Here is an 18415-nt window from a genome sequence, read left to right on the forward strand (position 1 = left end):
CGACATGGAAATCGCACAGATCGCCACCATCGCGAGCAAGGAATTCTGGGACCGCATCCGCAATCGCTGGGTGCTGGCCGTGGCGCTGGTCTTCACCGCCTTCGCACTGGTCATCGCCTACTTCGGCGCAGCACAGCAAGGCGCCGTCGGCTTTCGCTCGATCGACCTCACCATTGCCAGCTTGGTCAGCCTGGTCATCTACCTGATTCCCCTGATCGCGCTCGTCCTGGGTTTCGACGCCATCGTCGGCGAGCGCGAACGGGGATCGCTCGATCTCCTGCTCTCGATGCCGATCACGCGCCTGGAACTGCTGCTGGGCAAATATTTCGGGCTGGCCGCCGCGCTGGCCTTCTCGACCATCGCAGGTTTCGGCCTGGTGGCGATCGTGCTGTCGGCCAAGCTCGACCTCAATGCCCTGTATCACTACTTCGGCTTCATGCTCAGCTCGGTGCTGCTGGGCTGCGCCTTTTTGAGCCTGGCAGTGATGCTGTCGGTATTCGCCGCCGACCGTACCCGGGCTTCGGGCCTCGCGATCGCCACCTGGTTCTTCTTCGTGCTGGTGTTCGACCTGCTGCTGCTCGGCGCACTGGTCGTCACCGGCGGCCAGTGGGGCGGCGAGATCTTTCCCTATCTGCTGCTGGCGAACCCTGCCGACGTGTTCCGCATCCTCAACATCTTTTCCCTGGACGACGTCCGTACCCTGTACGGGCTGGCGACCGTTTTTCCCCGTGCACTGGCCGATCCTTGGCTGCTCGGCCTGGTGATGCTTGCCTGGATCGTGGTGCCCCTGGGTATTGCAAGCTGGAGATTCCGTAAATGACATCAATCAGATCGACATTCATCCTCGCCGCGCTGACCGCAGCCCTGCTCGCGGCCTGCGGTCAGTCTGCAGGCCCGACCGCAGTCGCGCCGCTGGAAATCAGCCGCAGCACCTCCTGCTCCCTCGACGGCATGCTGCTTGCCGATTACCCCGGCCCCAAGGCGCAGATCTTCTACGCCGGGCAAGCGGAGCCGGATTTCTTCTGCGATACGATCGAGATGTTCCACGTCTATCTCACCCCGGAACAGGTGAGGGAGGTGCGCGGCATTTTCGTGCAGGACATGGGCAAGGCGGACTGGGACGAACCGCACGACCACTGGATCGACGCGAAATCCGCCTACTACGTCTACGGCAGCAAACGCGAAGGATCGATGGGACCGACCATTGCCAGCTTTGCGCTGGAACAGGATGCGACGAAATTCGCTGCCGAATACGGCGGCAAGGTCACCCGCTTTGCCGATATCCAGCCCGACATGGTCGTACTGGATGGCGGCGTACTCAACGACCGCCACATGTAAGAACACCATGCCCGAATTCTTTGAAAGCGTCCCGTTCGAGACGGCAACCGAAATCGAACAACTGGCCCGGCTGACCTACGAACTGCGCGAGAACTGCAACACCGTCCTGCAGTTCCATGGCGTGCCCGACGAAGCGGCACTCCTGCAGAAAATCCAGCGCGGCGAGGTGGCCGAGCATCCGGCCTATGAACATTATCTGGCAGCCCGGATTCTCGCCGATACCCGCGAAACGGCTCGTGCCGCGCTCGCCGAGCGCCTGAAGGAGGCCAACAGCAAATGAGCCTGCACCTCGAACTCGGCACGGCGATCGAACACGCTTTCCTGGACGATCTCGACGGGCCTGTCGAACACAGGCAGGACGCGCTCATCGTTCGGCTGAGGAATGGCGTGACGCTGGATGTGCGCTATGCCGCGGCGGATGCCTATTCGCTGCGCTGGGTCTATGGCGAGGCCGAATCCTGTATCGACACGGCGCCTTTGCACCCGGACCTGGCGACCTTCCCCAACCATTTCCACGACGCCGCCAGGCGCATCGTGGCCGACCCGATCACACGTCCCGATGCCGCTCCGGAAGACAATCTGCGCAATCTGATTCGCGCCCTGCTCGACGACCCCCGGCTCGGCGTCAAGGACACCGGATGAGACAGCTGTCGCCCAGACTGCTGTCGTCGGGAGGCCTCACGATCGCATTCGCCACCTCCCTGCTGCTGCTCGCCGACGGGCAGCCGGGACGCGACATCGACCTGTTCAACAACGAGCTTTGCATCGTCGCCCCTGCAACGCCCTACGACCCTGCTGCGGGCCAGTCCATGTACGCGCCCCGCCCGGTGCCCGCCGCTGCACGCTGCCCGGTATGCGGCATGTACCCAGCCCGTTATCCGCACTGGGCGGCGCAAACCATTTTCAAGGACGGCGCCGCCCATTACTTCGACTCGCCGGTCAACCTGTTCGACTTCCTCCACAAGGTCAGTCACTACGATCGGCGCTACACGCTCGATGATGTCGCCGTCAGCTATGTACGCGACCTCGAGAGCGGGCGATGGATCGAGGCCGGACAGGCCCATTTCGTCCACGGCTCCACAATCACCGGCCCGATGCAAACGGCCGACCTGCCCGCCTTCGCCAGCCGCACGGCTGCCGACGCCTTTGCCCGCCAGCACCGCGGTACCGTGCTGACCGCTGCGGACATGACGCCCCGCCTGTTGGCATCCCTGAGCCGAAACAGCCAGCATCGCCACTGACACAGGTAATCGACCCAGCCAAACGGGCTCAAAAAAAAAACGGGGGAGCGCGATGCTCCCCCGTTCCTGCATTGCACAAGTCCGACCATCCGGACTTGGTATTTATTTGACTTTATCCACCATGTAGTTCACCGCTGCCTTCACTTCGTCATCCGTGAGCTTGGGGTTGCCGCCACGTGCGGGCATTGCCCCTTTTGCACCGTTGAAGCCTTCGAGCGCGTGCTTGTATAGGACGTCCATGCCCTGGGCGATGCGCGGCTCCCAGTCGGCCTTGTTGCCAAACACGGGGGCGCCCGCCGCACCCGACGCATGGCACAGCGCGCAGACCGCGCCGAACACCTTCTTGCCCACGTCATTTGCGGGTTCCTCATGTTTTTCCATGGCGGCCGGTGCCGGTGCGGCCGCCTCGGGCGCGGCAGGCGCAGCCGCCTCAGGCGCACTTTCCTGTTTCCCGCAGGCGCCCAATAGCGTTGCAAGTGAAATGGCGAGGATGAGCGATGCTTTTTTCATTTGAGTTTCCTGTTGTGCTGGTAAAGGGGGGTGATTCATTAAAGCGTCCGGCCCAGGCGGCCCGCGCATCACATCGGACTGGCCACCTCGTTACGGTTCAAAATATAGCATCTCACTTCCGGACAGTCTTCACTGCTGAAGAGCTACTCCCAATATATCTATTGCCCTGCTCCACGCCAAACAATATCCAAAATACTTACGATAAAACATTGAATTAGCAGAATACCCCCACTACCTCTTTGGAGGTAGAAAGCGTCTCAAAACATACAAATTCCGCCCTTTTCATCTACACCCATAGGCATACACTGCGGTCAACATTTCAGATAAACCAGTCTTGAAATCTCGGTAAAGGATGTGTCATGGCGACCCAGACCCAAAAGCAGATTTCCGTGCTCACGCTGAGCACGCTGGCATTCACCGCCTGCTTCGCCGTGTGGATGATGTTCGCGATTATCGGCATCCCCATCAAGAAAATGCTGGGCCTGAACGAGACCGAGTTCGGCATCCTGGTGGCCACGCCCGTGCTGACAGGTTCGCTCATCCGGCTGCCGCTCGGCATGTGGACCGACAAGCTGGGCGGCCGCATCGTCTTTTTCGTATTGATGCTGGCGACGGTCGTGCCAATCTGGCTGATCGGCTACGCCACTGCCTACTGGCACTTCCTGCTGCTGGCGCTGTTCGTCGGCGTGGCCGGGGGCTCCTTCTCGGTCGGCATCGCCTATGTGGCCCGCTGGTTCCCGAAAATGCGGCAGGGATTTGCCATGGGCATCTTCGGCGCCGGCAATTCGGGCGCGGCGCTGACCAAGTTCGTCGCGCCCTCCCTTGTGGTCGCCTACGGCTGGCAGTCCGTGCCGCACGTGTACGCGGTGGCCATGCTGATCGTGGCCATGCTCTTCTGGATCTTCACCTATACCGACACGGCGCATCACGTACCCAGCCACATCACCTTCAGGCAGCAGCTCGCCGCGCTGAAGGACCCCAACGTCTGGAAGCTCTCGCAGTATTACTCGATCGTGTTCGGCGGCTATGTGGCGCTGTCGCTCTGGCTGACCAAGTATTTCATCACCGAGTACGGCTTCTCCATCAAGACCGCTGCACTGATGGCAGCCTGCTTCTCGCTGCCGGGCGGCGTGATGCGCGCAGTGGGTGGCTGGATCTCCGACAAGGTCGGCGCGCACCGGCTCACCTGGTGGGTGATGTGGGTGTCGTGGATCTGCCTGTTCCTGCTGTCGTATCCGCAGACCGACATGGTGATCCAGACCACCAAGGGCGAATTCGCGCTGCACATCGGCCTCAATGTCTGGGTGTTCACCGTGCTGCTGTTCGTGCTGGGCCTGTGCTGGGCATTCGGCAAGGCATCGGTATTCAAGTACATCTCCGACGAATACCCCGACAACATCGGCGTCATCTCCGGCATCGTCGGCCTGATGGGCGGCCTCGGCGGCTTCGTGCTGCCCATCCTGTTCGGCGCCATCGTCGATCTCACCGGCATCAACAGCGGCATCTTCATGCTGATGTACGGCATCACCTGGGTATCGCTGATCTGGATGTACCTGACCGAGGTCCGCAAGCTGCCGATGATCAGGACCGCAGGCGCCGACCCGCTCGAGTAATTCCCTCTTTAACGCCAGGAGCGATCTATGCCCACCAATATCAAGGAATGGAACCCGGAAGACGCCACCTTCTGGGAAACGACCGGCAGGAAGATTGCCTACCGCAACCTGTGGATCTCGGTTCCAGCCCTCCTATGCGGATTCGCCGTGTGGCTGATGTGGGGCATCATCACCGTGCAGATGTCCAACCTGGGCTTCCCATTCAGCCAGGACGAGCTGTTCACGCTCACCGCGATCTCGGGCCTGGCGGGTGCGACCATGCGCATTCCCTCCTCCTTCTTCATCCGATTGGCGGGCGGGCGCAACGTCATCTTCCTGACCACCTCGATGCTTCTGGCCCCCGCGATCGGCACCGGAATCGTCCTGCAGCATCCGGACTGGCCGCTGTGGTCGTTCCAGTTGATGGCGCTGTGGTCGGGCGTCGGCGGCGGCAACTTCGCCAGTTCGATGTCCAACATCAGCACCTTCTTTCCCAAGCGCCTGCAGGGCACCGCGCTCGGGATCAACGCGGGGCTGGGCAACTTCGGCGTGACGACGATGCAGATCCTGATCCCGCTGGTGATGACGGTCAGCGTGTTCGGCGCGCTCGGCGGCGAGCCGATGACGCTGGTGAAGGACAGCGGCTGGATCTTCGGCAAGATCCTCGCTGGCACGCCGACCTACATCCAGAACGCCGGCCTCACCTGGGTGCTCTCGCTGGTGCCGCTCGGCATCCTCGCCTGGTTCGGCATGAACAACCTGCTGCAAGTTTCACCTGACGCCGGCAACGCCATCACCGCCTTCATCAAGGTCACCTGGCTCTACACCCTGGTCTTCATCCCTGCCATCGGCGGCCTCTACCTCTACCTGCCGGCGCCGACGGGCCTCGGTGTGCTCAATATGTGGGTGGCGATGCCGCTCATCATCGTCGTCACGCTGGTGATCCTGAAGCTCGCCGCCTTCGGGCCGATGAAGGAGAACATCGCCAAACAGTTCGCGATCTTCAGGAACCGTCACACCTGGTCGATGACGGCGCTCTACCTGGTCACCTTCGGTTCGTTCATCGGCTTCTCGATGGCGCTGCCGCTGTCGATCACGGTCATCTTCGGCGACACCCACACCCTGAATGCCGCCACCGGCGCCTGGGTGCATGCCAAGAACCCGCACGCCCCCTCGGCGCTGCAATACGCCTGGATCGGCCCCTTCGTCGGCGCGCTGATCCGTCCAGTGGGCGGCTGGATCTCCGACAAGGTCGGCGGCTCCATCGTCACCCAGATCATCTCGGCCGTCATGGTCGCCGCTTCGGTCTATGCTGGATACGTGCTGATGCAGGCCTACCACTCGGCCACGCCAGAGATCTACTTCACCCAGTTCCTGCTGGTGTTCGTGATCCTGTTCGCCGCCAGCGGCATCGGCAACGGCTCGACCTTCCGCACCGTCGGCGTGATCTTCGACCGTGCCCAGGCGGGACCGGTGCTCGGCTGGACCTCGGCGGTCGCGGCCTACGGCTCCTTCATCGCGCCCGAGGTCATCAAGGGCCAGCTCAAGGCCGGCACGCCGGAGAACGCGATGTACGGCTTCGCCGTGTTCTATGCGGTGTGCCTGGTGTTGAACTGGTGGTTCTATCTGCGCAAGGGTTCGGAGATTCGGAATCCGTAAGGCGTGAGGCGAAACATGCCGACGCCCGCACTCCGCGTCACCCGCGCCTAACGCCTCACACCTAACGCCTCACCTGCGACTGTAAGGAGCAAAACAATGAGTCACTTCCTCGACCGACTGACGTTCTTCAAGAAGACCGTTGCCGAGTATTCCAACGGCCATGGCGTCGTCAGCAACGAAGACCGCAGCTGGGAGAACGCCTACCGCAGCCGCTGGCAGCAGGACAAGGTGGTGCGTTCCACCCACGGGGTGAACTGCACCGGATCGTGCAGCTGGAAAATCTTCGTGAAGAACGGCCTCATCACCTGGGAAATCCAGCAGACCGACTATCCACGTACCCGCCCCGACCTGCCCAATCACGAGCCGCGCGGCTGTCCGCGCGGTGCCAGCTATTCCTGGTATGTGTATTCGGCGCAGCGCGTGAAATACCCGCTGATCCGCGGCCGCCTGATGGAAATGTGGCGCGAGGCGAGGAAGACCCTGGACCCGGTGGCGGCCTGGAAATCGATCAGCCAGGACCCCGAGAAGGCCAAGCGCTACAAGTCGGTGCGCGGCCAGGGCGGCTTCGTGCGCGCCAAGTGGGACGAGGTGACGGAAATGATCGCCGCGTCCAACGTCTTCACCATCAAGGAATTCGGCCCCGACCGCATCTACGGCTTCTCGCCGATTCCCGCGATGTCGATGGTGAGCTATGCGGCCGGATCGCGCTACATGTCGCTGATCGGCGGCGTGTGCGGCTCGTTCTATGACTGGTACTGCGACCTGCCGCCGTCGAGCCCGCAGGTGTGGGGCGAGCAGACCGACGTGCCGGAATCGGCCGACTGGTACAACTCGACCTATCTGATGGTGTGGGGCTCCAATGTGCCGCAGACGCGCACGCCCGACGCCCATTTCTACACCGAGGTGCGCTACAAGGGCACCAAGACCGTGGCGGTATCAAGCGACTTCGGCGAAATGGTGAAATTTGGCGACATCTGGCTGGCGCCGCGCCAGGGCACCGACGCCGCGCTGGCGCTGGCGATGGGCCACGTCATCCTCAGCGAATTCCACAACAAGAACAAGAGCCAATATTTCGATACCTACTGCCGCCAGTACAACGACATGCCGATGCTGGTCATGTTGAAGATGCACGAAGGCCAGCTGATCGCCGACCGCTATCTACGCGCCTCCGACCTCACCGGCCACATGGGGCAGGACAACAATCCCGAATGGAAGACCGTGGTGTACGACGAGAACACTGGCTACCTGGTCGCACCCAACGGGTCGATCGGTTTCCGCTGGGGTCAATCGGGCGCATGGAACCTGGAAATGCGCGACGGCTATTCCAATAAAGAGGTGAAGCCGCAGCTGAGCCTGCTGAGCAACTACGACGACATTGTCGAGGTCGCCATGCCCTACTTCGGCGGCGACGATCACAACGAACTGCTCGTCCGCAACCTGCCGGTCAAGCTCATCAGCGTCGGCGGCAAGGATGTATATGTGGCCACCGTCTACGACCTGACGCTGGCCAACTACGGCGTCGACCGCGGCCTCGGCGGACCGAACCTGCCCAAGAGCTACGATGACGACGTGCCCTACACGCCGGCCTGGGCCGAGAAGCATTGTGGGGTGCCGCGCGCCGACATCATCACGGTGGCGCGCGAATTCGCCGACAACGCCGACAAGACCCTGGGCAAATCCATGGTCATCCTCGGCGCGGCGCTCAACCACTGGTACCACAACGACATGATCTACCGCGGCATCATGAATCTCCTGATGATGTGCGGCTGCATCGGCCAGTCGGGCGGCGGCTGGGCGCACTATGTCGGCCAGGAAAAACTGCGGCCGCAGACCGGCTGGGCGCCGCTGGCCTTCGGCCTCGACTGGCATCGTCCGCCGCGGCAGATGAATTCCACCTCCTTCTTCTACGCCCACACCAGCCAATGGCGCCACGAGAAGCTGGCGGCATCGGAGATCCTGTCTCCGACGGCAGACAAGAAAAACGGCGACTACCGGCTGATCGATTTCAACGTGCGTGCCGAACGCATGGGCTGGCTGCCTTCCGCGCCCCAGCTGGAGACCAACCCGCTCGACATCACCCGGGCGGCGGATGCTGCCGGCATCGATCCGATCAAGTATGCCGTCGAGCAGATCAAGAGCGGCGCGCTCAGGTTCTCCTGCGAGGATCCGGACAACCCGAAGAACTTCCCGCGCAATCTGTTCGTGTGGCGCTCCAATCTGCTGGGTTCCTCGGGCAAGGGACACGAGTATTTCCTCAAGTACCTGCTCGGCACCCAGAACGCGGTGCTGGGACCGGACCTCGGTGAACTCGGCGAAGCCAAGCCGAAGGAGGTGGTGTGGCACGACAAGGGCGCCGAAGGCAAGCTTGATCTGCTGGTCACGCTGGACTTCCGCATGTCGACCACCTGCCTCTATTCCGACATCGTGCTGCCCTCGGCCACCTGGTACGAGAAGGACGACCTCAACACCTCGGACATGCATCCCTTCATCCACCCGCTGTCCGAGGCGGTACAGCCGCTGTGGGAATCGAAGTCGGACTGGGAAATCTACAAGACCATCGCGAAGAAGTTCTCCGAGCTCGCCGCCACCCATCTTGGCACGCAGAAGGACCTGGTACTGACGCCGCTGATGCACGACACGCCGTCCGAACTGGGGCAGAGCCTGGGCGTACGCGACTGGAAGAATGGCGAGGTCGATCCGATTCCCGGCAAGACCATGCCGACGATGACGGTGGTGACGCGCGATTACGGCGACACCTACAAGAAATTCACTGCACTGGGCCCGCTGATGACCAAAGTCGGCAACGGCGGCAAGGGCATCAGCTGGAATACCGAAGTCGAAGTTCAGCAGCTCGCCGAACTGAACTACACCGTCACAGAGGACGGGATCAGTAAAGGGCTGCCGAAGATCGAATCGGCCATCGATGCCTGCGAAGTGGTCTTGATGCTGGCGCCGGAAACGAATGGCCATGTGGCAGTGAAGGCATGGGAGGCCCTGTCGAAGATCACCGGCCGCGACCACACGCATCTGGCCAGTTCGCGCGAGGACGACAAGATCCGCTTCCGCGACATCCAGGTGCAGCCACGCAAGATCATCTCTTCGCCGACCTGGTCGGGTCTGGAATCGGAGCACGTGTCGTACAACGCCTGTTTCACCAACGTGCACGAACTGATTCCCTGGCGCACCCTCACCGGACGCCAGCAGTTCTACCAGGACCATCCGTGGATGCTGGATTTCGGCGAGGGCCTGTGCGTGTACAAGCCGCCGGTCGACACCAAGACGATCGCGCCGCTGCTAGGCAAGAAGCCGAACGGCCACCACGAGCTGGTGCTCAACTGGATCACGCCGCACCAGAAATGGGGTATCCACAGCACCTACACCGACAACCTGCGCATGCTCACGCTGTCGCGCGGCGGCCCGCACGTCTGGGTGTCCGAGATCGAAGCCAAGCAGGCGGGCCTGGTCGACAACGACTGGGTCGAGGTGTTCAACGTCAACGGCACGCTGACCGCGCGCGTCGTGGTCAGCCAGCGGGTACCCAAGGGCATGTGCCTGATGTACCACGCACAGGAAAAAATCGTCAACGTACCGGGCGCCGAAGTCAGCGGATTCCGCGGTGGCATCCACAACTCGGTGACGCGCACCATCACCAAGCCCACGCACATGATCGGCGGCTACGCGCAGCTGGCCTACGGCTTCAACTACTACGGCACGGTGGGTTCCAACCGCGACGAGTACGTGATCGTGCGCAAGATGCAGAAGGTGGACTGGATGGAAGGTCCGCTGGTCGAACGATGAGCCGGACACCGGAATGAGGGTTTAGAGGGCGGTGTCTCCCGCCGCCCTCGCCCGCGTCCACTCTCTCCGGCGCGGGATTTTTATACAAGCACAGGGGCTGCCCCTGTCAGGCAAGGAGTAACAACATGAAAGTGCGTGCGCAAATTGCCATGGTGCTGAACCTCGACAAGTGCATCGGCTGTCATACCTGCTCGGTCACCTGCAAGAATGTGTGGACCTCGCGCGAAGGCATGGAATACGCGTGGTTCAACAACGTCGAGTCGAAGCCCGGCATCGGCTATCCCAAGCAGTGGGAAAACCAGGACGTGTGGAACGGTGGCTGGAAACTCAAGGGTGACGGCAAGCTCGAACCGCGCCAAGGCAGCCGGCTGAAGATTCTTGCCAACCTCTTCGGCAACCCCAATCTGCCGGAGATCGACGATTACTACGAGCCCTTCACCTACGACTACCAACACCTGCAGAAGGCGCCGCTGTCGGAGACGCCGCCCACCGCGCGTCCGGTCTCGGCCATCACCGGCAAGAAGATGGACAAGATCCACTGGGGGCCGAACTGGGAAGACGATCTCGGCGGCGAGTTCGCCTCGCGCAGCCGCGACAAGAACTTCGACAACGTGCAGAAGGAGATGCATTCGACCTTCGAGAATACCTTCCTGATGTATCTGCCGCGCCTGTGCGAGCACTGCCTCAACCCGACCTGCGTCGCGTCGTGCCCTTCCGGATCGATCTACAAGCGCGAGGAGGACGGCATCGTGCTGGTCGACCAGGACAAGTGCCGTGGCTGGCGCATGTGCATCTCGGGCTGCCCGTACAAGAAGATCTACTACAACTGGAAGTCCGGCAAGGCGGAAAAATGCATCTTCTGCTATCCGCGCATCGAGGCGGGCCAGCCGACCGTGTGCTCGGAGTCCTGCGTCGGACGCATCCGCTACCTCGGCGTGATCCTGTACGACGCCGACCGCATCGAGGAAGCCGCCAGCGTCACCGACGAGAAGGAACTCTACGAAGCGCAGCTGAAGATCTTCCTCGACCCCTCCGATCCCGAAGTCATCGCCGCCGCGCGTGCCGAAGGCATCCCGGAAGCCTGGCTCGACGCCGCGGTGAAGTCGCCGGTGTACAAGATGGCGATCGACTGGAAGATCGCCTTCCCGCTGCACCCCGAATACCGCACGCTGCCGATGGTGTGGTACGTGCCGCCACTCTCCCCGATCCAGGCTGCGGCCGAATCGGGCCAGATGGGAATGAACGGCATCATTCCCGACACCCAATCGCTGCGCATCCCGATCACCTACCTCGCCAACCTGCTCACAGGCGGCAAGGAGAAACCGGTGATCACCGCGCTCGATCGCCTGCTGGCGATGCGCGCCTACATGCGCGGCAAGTCGGTGGAAGGCAAGCCCAATACCGCCGCGCTCGACCAGGTGGGACTCAGTTCCGCGCAGGCCGACGAGATGTACCGCTACCTCGCGATCGCCAACTACGAGGACCGCTTCGTCATCCCCACCACGCACCGCGAGGAGACGATCAACACCTTCGAGGAGAAATCGAGCTGCGGCTTCACGTTCGGCAACGGCTGTTCGGACGGCGTATCCCCCAAGACCAGCCTGTTCGGCAACCGCAGGAATGCGGTGCCGGTCGACCTGTCGCAACTGCACGCCAAGAAGAAAACCGGTTAAGGAGCCCGCACGATGAAAACCTTCAAAGTCCTGTCCCTGCTGCTGTGCTACCCGGAATCCGAATGGCTGGCGGCGCTGCCCGAGATGCACGCCGCGCTGGAGGACGAAACCGACTTCAATGGCGGCGCACCGACGCGACTCGCGCCGCTGTTCGATCTGCTGCACGAGTCGAAGCTGATCGCGCTGCAGGAAAACTACGTCGCCACCTTCGACCGCAATCCATCGCACTCGCTGCACCTGTTCGAGCACATCCACGGCGAGTCACGCGACCGCGGTTCGGCCATGATCGACCTGCTGCAGGAATACTGGAAGCACAACTTCGATGCCTCTGCCGCCGAACTGCCAGATTACGTGCCGCTGTTCCTCGAGTTCCTGTCGCTGCTGTCGGCCGACGAAGCCCTTGAACTACTGGGCGACGCGGTCCACGTGCTCGCCACTATCGGCCGCAAGCTCGACGCCAACGGCAGCCCCTATGCCACCGCCTTCCAGGTGCTGGAAACACTGTCTCCGGTGGCCGCGCAGGAGCTGGCCGAACCGCCAGTGCGCGACATGGACGAGGCCATGGAGCTGTTCGGCCCATCGATGGACGGTGTCGAACCGCTGCTCAAGCCCGGTCCGCAGGTAACGGTGGTGCAGATGCCGGCCTCGCGCCGGCAGGCGGCCGCTTCAACGCATTGATCAGGAGGATCGAAACATGTCCTATTCGCAAACGTTCCTGTTCGGGATCTATCCCTATATCGCCCTGACGATCTTCCTGCTCGGCAGCCTGATCCGCTTCGACCGCGAGCAGTACACCTGGAAGAGCGATTCGTCGCAATTGTTGAAACGCGGCCAGCTCAGGCTGGGCAGCAACCTGTTCCACGTCGGCGTGCTGTTCCTGTTCTTCGGCCATTTTTTCGGCATGCTGACGCCGCACTTTGTCTACGAACCCTTCATCAGTGCTGGGGCCAAACAGGTGCTGGCCATGGTGTCGGGTGGCACGGCGGGTGTGCTGGCCTTCTTCGGCATCTCGCTGCTGCTGCATCGCCGCCTGACCGAGCCGCGCATCCGTGCCACGTCGAAAGCCGGCGACATCCTGATCCTGCTGCTGCTCTGGCTACAGCTGCTGCTCGGCCTCGCGACCATTCCGTTGTCGGCCCAGCATCTGGACGGCAGCATGATGATCCGGCTGGCCGAATGGGCCCAGCGCATCGTCACCTTCCGCGGCAATGCGGTCGAACTACTGGTCGGCGCCGGCTGGGTATTCAAGGCGCACCTGTTCCTCGGCATGACGATCTTCCTCGTCTTCCCGTTCACGCGGCTGGTGCATGTGTGGAGCGGATTTGCCGCGACGACCTACGCCGTGCGCGCCTGGCAACTGGTGCGCCCGCGCGGCTGAGCAGCGTGACCCCAACGAATCAAGGAGACTGAAATGACGCATGTTGTCATCCTGGGAGCCGGCATCGCGGGCGTGACCGCGGCCTACGCCCTGAAAGCCCAGCTGGGCCCGCACGACGAAGTGACGGTGGTGTCGGACAAGCCTTATTTCCACTTCGTGCCGTCCAATCCCTGGGTCGCCATGGGTTGGCGCGAGCGTGCCGACATTGCCTTTCCCATCGCGCCCTATCTGGAATCTCGCGGCATCAAATTCGTCCACAGCGCCGTCGAACGCATCCATCCCGACGTCATCCAGGTCGACCTGGAGAACGGTGATGTGCTGTATTACGATGCGCTGCTGATCGCCACGGGCGCCAGCGGCATGACCGACGCGATTCCCGGCCTCGCCGACTACACGCATTCGGTAATCCACATCGACCAGGCCGAACGCGCACTGGCGGCCTATCGTGAGTTCGTGCGCCACCCCGGACCGATCGTGATCGGGGCGGCGCTTGGCGCCAGCGTGCTGGGACCGCTCTACGAATATGCCTTCCTGATCGATGCAGACCTCAAGCGCCGCAACATCCGCGAACGGGTGCCGATCACCCTCGTCACGCCCGAACCCTGGCCCGGCCATCTCGGCCTTGGTGGCGAAGGCGCCAGCCGGGGCGCGGTAACCGCCGCGCTGGTCGATACCAAGATCAGTGTGATCTGCAACGCCATCACGACGCGCATCGACGCGGACGTCCTCCACATCGCCGAACTCAATGCCGCCGGCGGCGTCAAACAGACCCTTGCGCTGCCATACGCCTATTCGGTCTACTGGCCAGCTTTCGGCGGCGTACCCGGCATACGCAGTGCCGCCGGCCTGGTCGACCCGCATGGACTGGTGATCGTGGACGAATACCTGCGCAATCCGGACTATCCCAATGTATTCGCCCTTGGCGCCTGCGTGGCACAACCGGCAGTGACCCACACCCCGGTGCCGGTGGGTGCTCCCGACTCGGTGTACGCGATCCAGAAAGCCGGCGAGATTGCGGTGCACAACATCCTGGCCCAGCTCGGCGATGCGCCGCTGACGAGTTATGTCCCGCAACGCGCCAAATGGCTGAGCGACATGGGCAACACCGGCGCCGCCTACCTGTCGGAACCCCAGGTGCCCTTGCGCGACATCAACTGGATGCGCCAGGGGCGCTGGGTGCATCAGGCCAAGGTTGATTTCGAGAAGTACTTCGTCAACCGGATCCGCCTGCAGCCTGCTGGCCACACCCCTTCCGTCGCTTCGCACATCGCCGGCGTGATGAGTCGAGTGCTGGCCGGGAAAAGCGGCGAACAACACCCGCCGCTGATGGCGACCAGTGGCGGCAAGCCTCTCGAAATCCGGCTGCCGCCGGACCCCTGCATCGAGCTCAAGGCGCTGGCCAAATCGGTCGGCCGCGATCCCGACGCACTGGCGGCCGATCTGCTGGTTGCCGCGGTGTCCGACGCCAAATCGTATCTGAACGAACCGGGCGTCGAGGCCATGGCACTGGCACGGCGTGAACTCCTGGTGGAGGCCCTGCCGGAGCGCCAACCGGGAGTCGAGTTCCACGGCGGCGGGACGTGACGAGGTGTATCTGCCGATCCTGGCTTGATCGCATCGGCAGAACATGCAAACATATATAAGAAATGAATTATTAAGAAATGTAATCGGAACAGGAGAAAATCATGGCCATCGATTTGCCCGAACGCGACGCGGAAGGTTATCTGATCGAACCGGGTGACTGGAACGAGGAAATAGCCAAGGTCCTGGCCGAAGGCGAGAACATCCAGCTCACCGACGACCATTGGGATGCCATCCGTTTCATGCGCGAATACTATGACGAACACCAGATCGCAGCCGATGCCCGCTTCGTCATCAAGCACCTGGCCGAGCGCATGGGCCGGGATGCGCAGAAGAAACTGTTCGAACTGTTCCCGTATGGCTATGTGAAGCAGGCCTGCAAGATCGCCGGCATGAAACGTCCGCGTGCCTGGAGCACGGGCTGATCGACGACCTCCGAACGGCGCAGCGTGGCACCACGCCCCAACTGATTGCTCCCACCCTCACACATGGCCATGCTGCCCACCGACGATTTAGCAAAGCGCCTGCCGCCCGCCGGCTGGGCGCCTTTCGCGCTCGGCTTCCGGCCGTTTTTCCTGGCGGCCGGCCTCTATGCCGTGCTGATGATGGCGCTGTGGCTGCTTGTCCTGAACGGTGCCGTCATTCCCGGCGAACTGCTTCCGCTGGTCTGGCATGGCCATGAAATGGTATTCGGCTTCGCCATATCAGTGATTGCCGGCTTTCTGCTGACCGCAGCACAGAACTGGACCGGCCTCCGTACGCCCTCGGGCCGTCCGCTGGCCGCCCTGTTCCTGTTGTGGCTGGCGGGGCGGCTGGGCTTCCTGATTCCGGGCCTTCCTACCGGCCTGATCGCGCTGATCGACCTGGCGTTCCTGCCGGTACTCGCGGTCACGCTGGCAGGGCCGATCCTGCGGACGAAACAACTACACAACTATCCCTTCCCCATCCTGTTGCTGGCGCTGGCTGCGGCCAATGCGCTGGTGCACGCCGATGCCCTGCACTGGACGTCCGGCACGGCACGGCCAGGGCTGCATCTGGGTGTCTATGTGGTGATCATGATGATCACGGCAATGGGCGGACGGGTGATCCCCAGCTTCACCGACAACAAGCTGCGTACCCGCGCGCGCCGCTGGACAATCATCGAATGGCTGGTACCAGCCACCACCCTGCTGGCATTGATCGCCGCGCTGGTCGCGCCGACCTCGCCTGTCACGGCCCTGCTTGCCGCTGTAGCGGCGGCGGCCCACGCGATCCGCCTGGCGGGCTGGTATACCCCGAAATTCTGGTCGGTGCCGCTGCTGTGGATCCTCCACCTGGGCTATGCGTGGGTCCCGCTCGGCTTCGCGCTGCTGGCACTGTCGGCGGCCGGATGGAACACCGCTGCCGGCAGCGCGCTGCATGCCTTCACCGCCGGCGCCATCGGCGCCCTGACCCTGGGCATGATGGCGCGCGTCTCGCTCGGCCACACCGGCCGTCCTCTGGAACCACCGCCGATCATGACGGTGGCCTTCATCGCGATCAACCTCGCCGCGCTAGCCCGCGTCGCGCTGCCGCTGCTTTTTCCTGCCGCATATACGCAAGTCATGACCATGGCCGGGCTGGTGTGGATCGCCGCATTCGGCCTGTTCGTGGCGGTGTATGCCCCGATGCTGCTGCGCCCGCGCGTCGACGGCAAGCCCGGCTGAATACCTGGTCCGCGCATTGACGCGCGTGGCCTAACCGGTGCAGGCTCTGTCCTGCTCTCTTTTCTGCCGATCCCGGCCGTGGCCCATGATCCGTATTGCGCGTTGGTTCATCTTCTGCCTGCTGTCCTCCTCCGTGCTGGCCGCTTCGCCCGAGGGTGTGGTGGCGGTCTCGCAACCGGCTGCTGCCGCGGCCGGTGCGCGCATCCTGGCACAGGGCGGCAACGCCATCGATGCCGCTGCCGCCGTGCAATTCGCGTTGAACGTCGTCGAGCCGCAATCGTCCGGCATCGGCGGCGGCGGCTTCATGCTGGTCCACCTGGCCAGGACCGGCGAGACCTACTTCGTCGATTCGCGCGAACGCGCCCCTGCACGCGCCCGTGCCGACATGTTCGCGCCCGACGGCCTGCCGATGACCTTTCCGCTTGCCTCGACCAGCGGCCTCGCAGTGGGCGTGCCGGGTACGCTCCTCGGCGTCGACACCGCCCTGCGCCGCTGGGGCACGATGAAGCTGGCCGACACGCTGGTGCCTGCGATCGAACTCGCCGAGCACGGCTTCCGTGTCAACCGTTTCCTGGCGGACGACATCGCGAACGATGACGGTCGAACGCAGATCCAGCCGGAAACCGCTGCGACCTTCCGTCCCGGCGGTGTGCCGCTCGCCGAGGGCGACTGGCTGGTGCAGCCCGATCTGGCGAAGACCCTGAAACTGATTGCGGCCAAGGGCCCCGATGCGTTCTACCGCGGCCCGATCGCGCACGCCATCGTCAAGGCGCAGCAGCGCGGGCGTAGCGAGCTCGGCGATGCGGGCAAGGGCCGCATGACGCTCGCCGATCTGGCACAGTACCGGGTGGCGATTCGCCGGCCGCTGATCGGCCACTATCGCGGCTGGACGCTCGCCGGCATGCCGCCCCCTTCCTCCGGCGGCCTCACCCTCTTCGAAATCCTGAAGCTGCTCGAGCGCTTTCCGCTCGGCGACGTCGCACAAGGCTACGGCTTCGGCAGCCCCAAGACCCTGCACGTGATGGCCGAGGCCATGCGCCTGGCCTTCGCCGACCGCGCGGTGTGGATCGGCGACGACGATGCCGCGCAGGTGCCGCAACACGCCCTGCTGAATCCCGAGTATCTGGCGGCGCGCTCGGCATTGATCAAAACGGATCGCCGCATGGACACGCCACAGGCAGGCGACCTCACACCCTGGGGCGCCCCCGCCGCCATGCGGCTGAAGCCGGCCCGCACACGGGAAGAAAGCCTCCACACCACCCACTTCGCCATCGTCGACCGCTGGGGCAACATGGTGAGCTACACCACCACCATCGAATACACCTGGGGCTCCGGTATCACCGTGCCGGGCTATGGATTCCTGCTCAACAACGAGTTGACCGATTTCAATTTCCTGCCCAGCGCCGACCCCGCCGAAGGCAATCCTGGCGCCAACGACGTCGCGCCATTCAAGCGCCCACGCTCCAGCATGGCGCCGCTGCTACTGCTGAAGGACGGCAAGCCCGTCGCCGCCTACGGCTCGCCCGGCGGCGCCACCATCATCAACTCGGTGCTCAACGTCACGCTCAACCTCATCGACCACGGCATGACGATGCAGCAGGCCATCGATGCACCGCGCCTGTCGGTTACCAACGCAACAGGCAAGGTGAGCTGCGAAGGCGGCCAGACCTTCATGCAGCCACCCTTCAGCCTCGCCACGCAGGACGCGTTGCGCACACTCGGGCATACCGGCCTGGGCGAAGCGGGAACGGACGGCTGCCGCGAAACCATCGGCTCGGTGCAAGCCGTCGTCGTCGATCCCGTGACCGGCGCGCATGGCGGGGCTGCCGATCCACGGCGCGAGGGGACGGTGATTCGGGTAGGGCGTTGACGCGAGGCCTGCCGGCACAAGACAAGCCGGCGTCAAGGCGCCCGAGTATCTGCATGAGATCGAACCGGGTGTACTGTAGCGTCATCGTCA

General features: G+C 63.3%; 16 protein-coding genes. 15 read left to right on the forward strand and 1 reads right to left on the reverse strand.

The annotated features are described in order from the left end of the window. Positions 1-4: 4 nt before the first annotated feature. From ABT23_RS00895 to ABT23_RS00915, 5 genes are read left to right on the forward strand one after another with little or no spacing between them, the layout of a single operon-like run. The gene (locus tag ABT23_RS00895; protein ID WP_296629813.1) at positions 5-820 is read left to right on the forward strand and encodes an ABC transporter permease subunit; all 816 of its coding nucleotides are present in this window, start codon (positions 5-7) and stop codon (positions 818-820) included. Continuing rightward, entirely contained in the window at positions 817-1338 is a 522-nt protein-coding gene (locus ABT23_RS00900) for a nitrous oxide reductase accessory protein NosL (protein ID WP_296629815.1), read from the forward strand. Before ABT23_RS00895 ends, ABT23_RS00900 begins: the two co-directional genes overlap by 4 nt. A gap of 7 nt (positions 1339-1345) precedes the next feature. Next, positions 1346-1618: a hypothetical protein gene (locus ABT23_RS00905; protein WP_296629817.1), complete on the forward strand. Its 273-nt coding sequence runs from the start codon at positions 1346-1348 to the stop codon at positions 1616-1618. Beyond that, on the forward strand, positions 1615-1980 hold the full coding sequence (locus ABT23_RS00910; RefSeq protein ID WP_296629818.1) for a hypothetical protein: 366 nt from the start codon (positions 1615-1617) through the stop codon (positions 1978-1980). The genes ABT23_RS00905 and ABT23_RS00910 overlap by 4 nt, the downstream gene beginning before the upstream one ends. Beyond that, complete coding sequence (locus ABT23_RS00915; RefSeq protein ID WP_296629820.1) at positions 1977-2579, forward strand: nitrous oxide reductase accessory protein NosL; 603 nt, start codon at positions 1977-1979, stop codon at positions 2577-2579. Before ABT23_RS00910 ends, ABT23_RS00915 begins: the two co-directional genes overlap by 4 nt. Before the next feature lie 102 nt (positions 2580-2681). Here ABT23_RS00915 and ABT23_RS00920 read toward each other — a convergent pair whose 3' ends face one another. Next, the gene (locus ABT23_RS00920; RefSeq protein WP_296629823.1) at positions 2682-3089 is read right to left on the reverse strand and encodes a c-type cytochrome; all 408 of its coding nucleotides are present in this window, start codon (positions 3087-3089) and stop codon (positions 2682-2684) included. 359 nt (positions 3090-3448) lie between these two features. Here ABT23_RS00920 and ABT23_RS00925 point away from each other — a divergent pair, with 359 nt between their 5' ends. The 10 genes from ABT23_RS00925 (at position 3449) to ggt (ending at position 18325) form a co-directional block, all read left to right on the forward strand. Beyond that, positions 3449-4702: a nitrate/nitrite transporter gene (locus tag ABT23_RS00925; RefSeq protein WP_296629826.1), complete on the forward strand. Its 1254-nt coding sequence runs from the start codon at positions 3449-3451 to the stop codon at positions 4700-4702. Between the two features lie 27 nt (positions 4703-4729). Then, positions 4730-6340: an MFS transporter gene (locus ABT23_RS00930; RefSeq protein ID WP_296629829.1), complete on the forward strand. Its 1611-nt coding sequence runs from the start codon at positions 4730-4732 to the stop codon at positions 6338-6340. Positions 6341-6436: 96 nt separating this feature from the next. Continuing rightward, positions 6437-10138 carry a nitrate reductase subunit alpha gene (locus ABT23_RS00935; protein ID WP_296629832.1) on the forward strand — a complete coding sequence of 1234 codons (3702 nt, stop codon included), beginning with the start codon at positions 6437-6439 and terminating at the stop codon, positions 10136-10138. Positions 10139-10263: 125 nt separating this feature from the next. Further along, entirely contained in the window at positions 10264-11811 is a 1548-nt protein-coding gene (gene narH / locus ABT23_RS00940) for a nitrate reductase subunit beta (RefSeq protein WP_296629835.1), read from the forward strand. Positions 11812-11823: 12 nt separating this feature from the next. Continuing rightward, the gene (gene narJ, locus ABT23_RS00945) at positions 11824-12489 is read left to right on the forward strand and encodes a nitrate reductase molybdenum cofactor assembly chaperone (RefSeq protein ID WP_296629837.1); all 666 of its coding nucleotides are present in this window, start codon (positions 11824-11826) and stop codon (positions 12487-12489) included. A gap of 16 nt (positions 12490-12505) precedes the next feature. Further along, the gene (narI, locus tag ABT23_RS00950; RefSeq protein ID WP_296629840.1) at positions 12506-13189 is read left to right on the forward strand and encodes a respiratory nitrate reductase subunit gamma; all 684 of its coding nucleotides are present in this window, start codon (positions 12506-12508) and stop codon (positions 13187-13189) included. A 33-nt stretch (positions 13190-13222) separates the two neighbouring features. Continuing rightward, positions 13223-14773, forward strand: a complete 1551-nt coding sequence (locus tag ABT23_RS00955) for an FAD-dependent oxidoreductase (protein ID WP_296629841.1) — start codon at positions 13223-13225, stop codon at positions 14771-14773. Positions 14774-14874: 101 nt separating this feature from the next. Then, a complete protein-coding gene (locus ABT23_RS00960; RefSeq protein WP_296629844.1) occupies positions 14875-15195 on the forward strand; it encodes a TusE/DsrC/DsvC family sulfur relay protein in 321 nt (106 codons plus the stop codon). A gap of 69 nt (positions 15196-15264) precedes the next feature. Continuing rightward, complete coding sequence (locus ABT23_RS00965) at positions 15265-16455, forward strand: NnrS family protein (protein ID WP_296629846.1); 1191 nt, start codon at positions 15265-15267, stop codon at positions 16453-16455. Between the two features lie 85 nt (positions 16456-16540). After that, positions 16541-18325 carry a gamma-glutamyltransferase gene (ggt, locus tag ABT23_RS00970; RefSeq protein WP_296629849.1) on the forward strand — a complete coding sequence of 595 codons (1785 nt, stop codon included), beginning with the start codon at positions 16541-16543 and terminating at the stop codon, positions 18323-18325. The last annotated feature ends 90 nt before the right edge of the window (positions 18326-18415 follow it).

The sequence above is a fragment of the Thiobacillus sp. SCN 63-57 genome (assembly GCF_001725555.1).
Taxonomy (GTDB): Bacteria; Pseudomonadota; Gammaproteobacteria; order Burkholderiales; family Thiobacillaceae; genus Thiobacillus.

What these genes read in the sequence shown, in the direction of transcription:
- ABT23_RS00895 (WP_296629813.1), top strand. Translation starts at nt 5, where the DNA reads ATGGAAATCGCACAGATCGCCACCATCGCGAGCAAGGAATTCTGGGAC.
- ABT23_RS00900 (WP_296629815.1), top strand. Translation starts at nt 817, where the DNA reads ATGACATCAATCAGATCGACATTCATCCTCGCCGCGCTGACCGCAGCC.
- ABT23_RS00905 (WP_296629817.1), top strand. Translation starts at nt 1,346, where the DNA reads ATGCCCGAATTCTTTGAAAGCGTCCCGTTCGAGACGGCAACCGAAATC.
- ABT23_RS00910 (WP_296629818.1), top strand. Translation starts at nt 1,615, where the DNA reads ATGAGCCTGCACCTCGAACTCGGCACGGCGATCGAACACGCTTTCCTG.
- ABT23_RS00915 (WP_296629820.1), top strand. Translation starts at nt 1,977, where the DNA reads ATGAGACAGCTGTCGCCCAGACTGCTGTCGTCGGGAGGCCTCACGATC.
- ABT23_RS00920 (WP_296629823.1), bottom strand. Translation starts at nt 3,089, where the DNA reads ATGAAAAAAGCATCGCTCATCCTCGCCATTTCACTTGCAACGCTATTG.
- ABT23_RS00925 (WP_296629826.1), top strand. Translation starts at nt 3,449, where the DNA reads ATGGCGACCCAGACCCAAAAGCAGATTTCCGTGCTCACGCTGAGCACG.
- ABT23_RS00930 (WP_296629829.1), top strand. Translation starts at nt 4,730, where the DNA reads ATGCCCACCAATATCAAGGAATGGAACCCGGAAGACGCCACCTTCTGG.
- ABT23_RS00935 (WP_296629832.1), top strand. Translation starts at nt 6,437, where the DNA reads ATGAGTCACTTCCTCGACCGACTGACGTTCTTCAAGAAGACCGTTGCC.
- narH (WP_296629835.1), top strand. Translation starts at nt 10,264, where the DNA reads ATGAAAGTGCGTGCGCAAATTGCCATGGTGCTGAACCTCGACAAGTGC.
- narJ (WP_296629837.1), top strand. Translation starts at nt 11,824, where the DNA reads ATGAAAACCTTCAAAGTCCTGTCCCTGCTGCTGTGCTACCCGGAATCC.
- narI (WP_296629840.1), top strand. Translation starts at nt 12,506, where the DNA reads ATGTCCTATTCGCAAACGTTCCTGTTCGGGATCTATCCCTATATCGCC.
- ABT23_RS00955 (WP_296629841.1), top strand. Translation starts at nt 13,223, where the DNA reads ATGACGCATGTTGTCATCCTGGGAGCCGGCATCGCGGGCGTGACCGCG.
- ABT23_RS00960 (WP_296629844.1), top strand. Translation starts at nt 14,875, where the DNA reads ATGGCCATCGATTTGCCCGAACGCGACGCGGAAGGTTATCTGATCGAA.
- ABT23_RS00965 (WP_296629846.1), top strand. Translation starts at nt 15,265, where the DNA reads ATGCTGCCCACCGACGATTTAGCAAAGCGCCTGCCGCCCGCCGGCTGG.
- ggt (WP_296629849.1), top strand. Translation starts at nt 16,541, where the DNA reads ATGATCCGTATTGCGCGTTGGTTCATCTTCTGCCTGCTGTCCTCCTCC.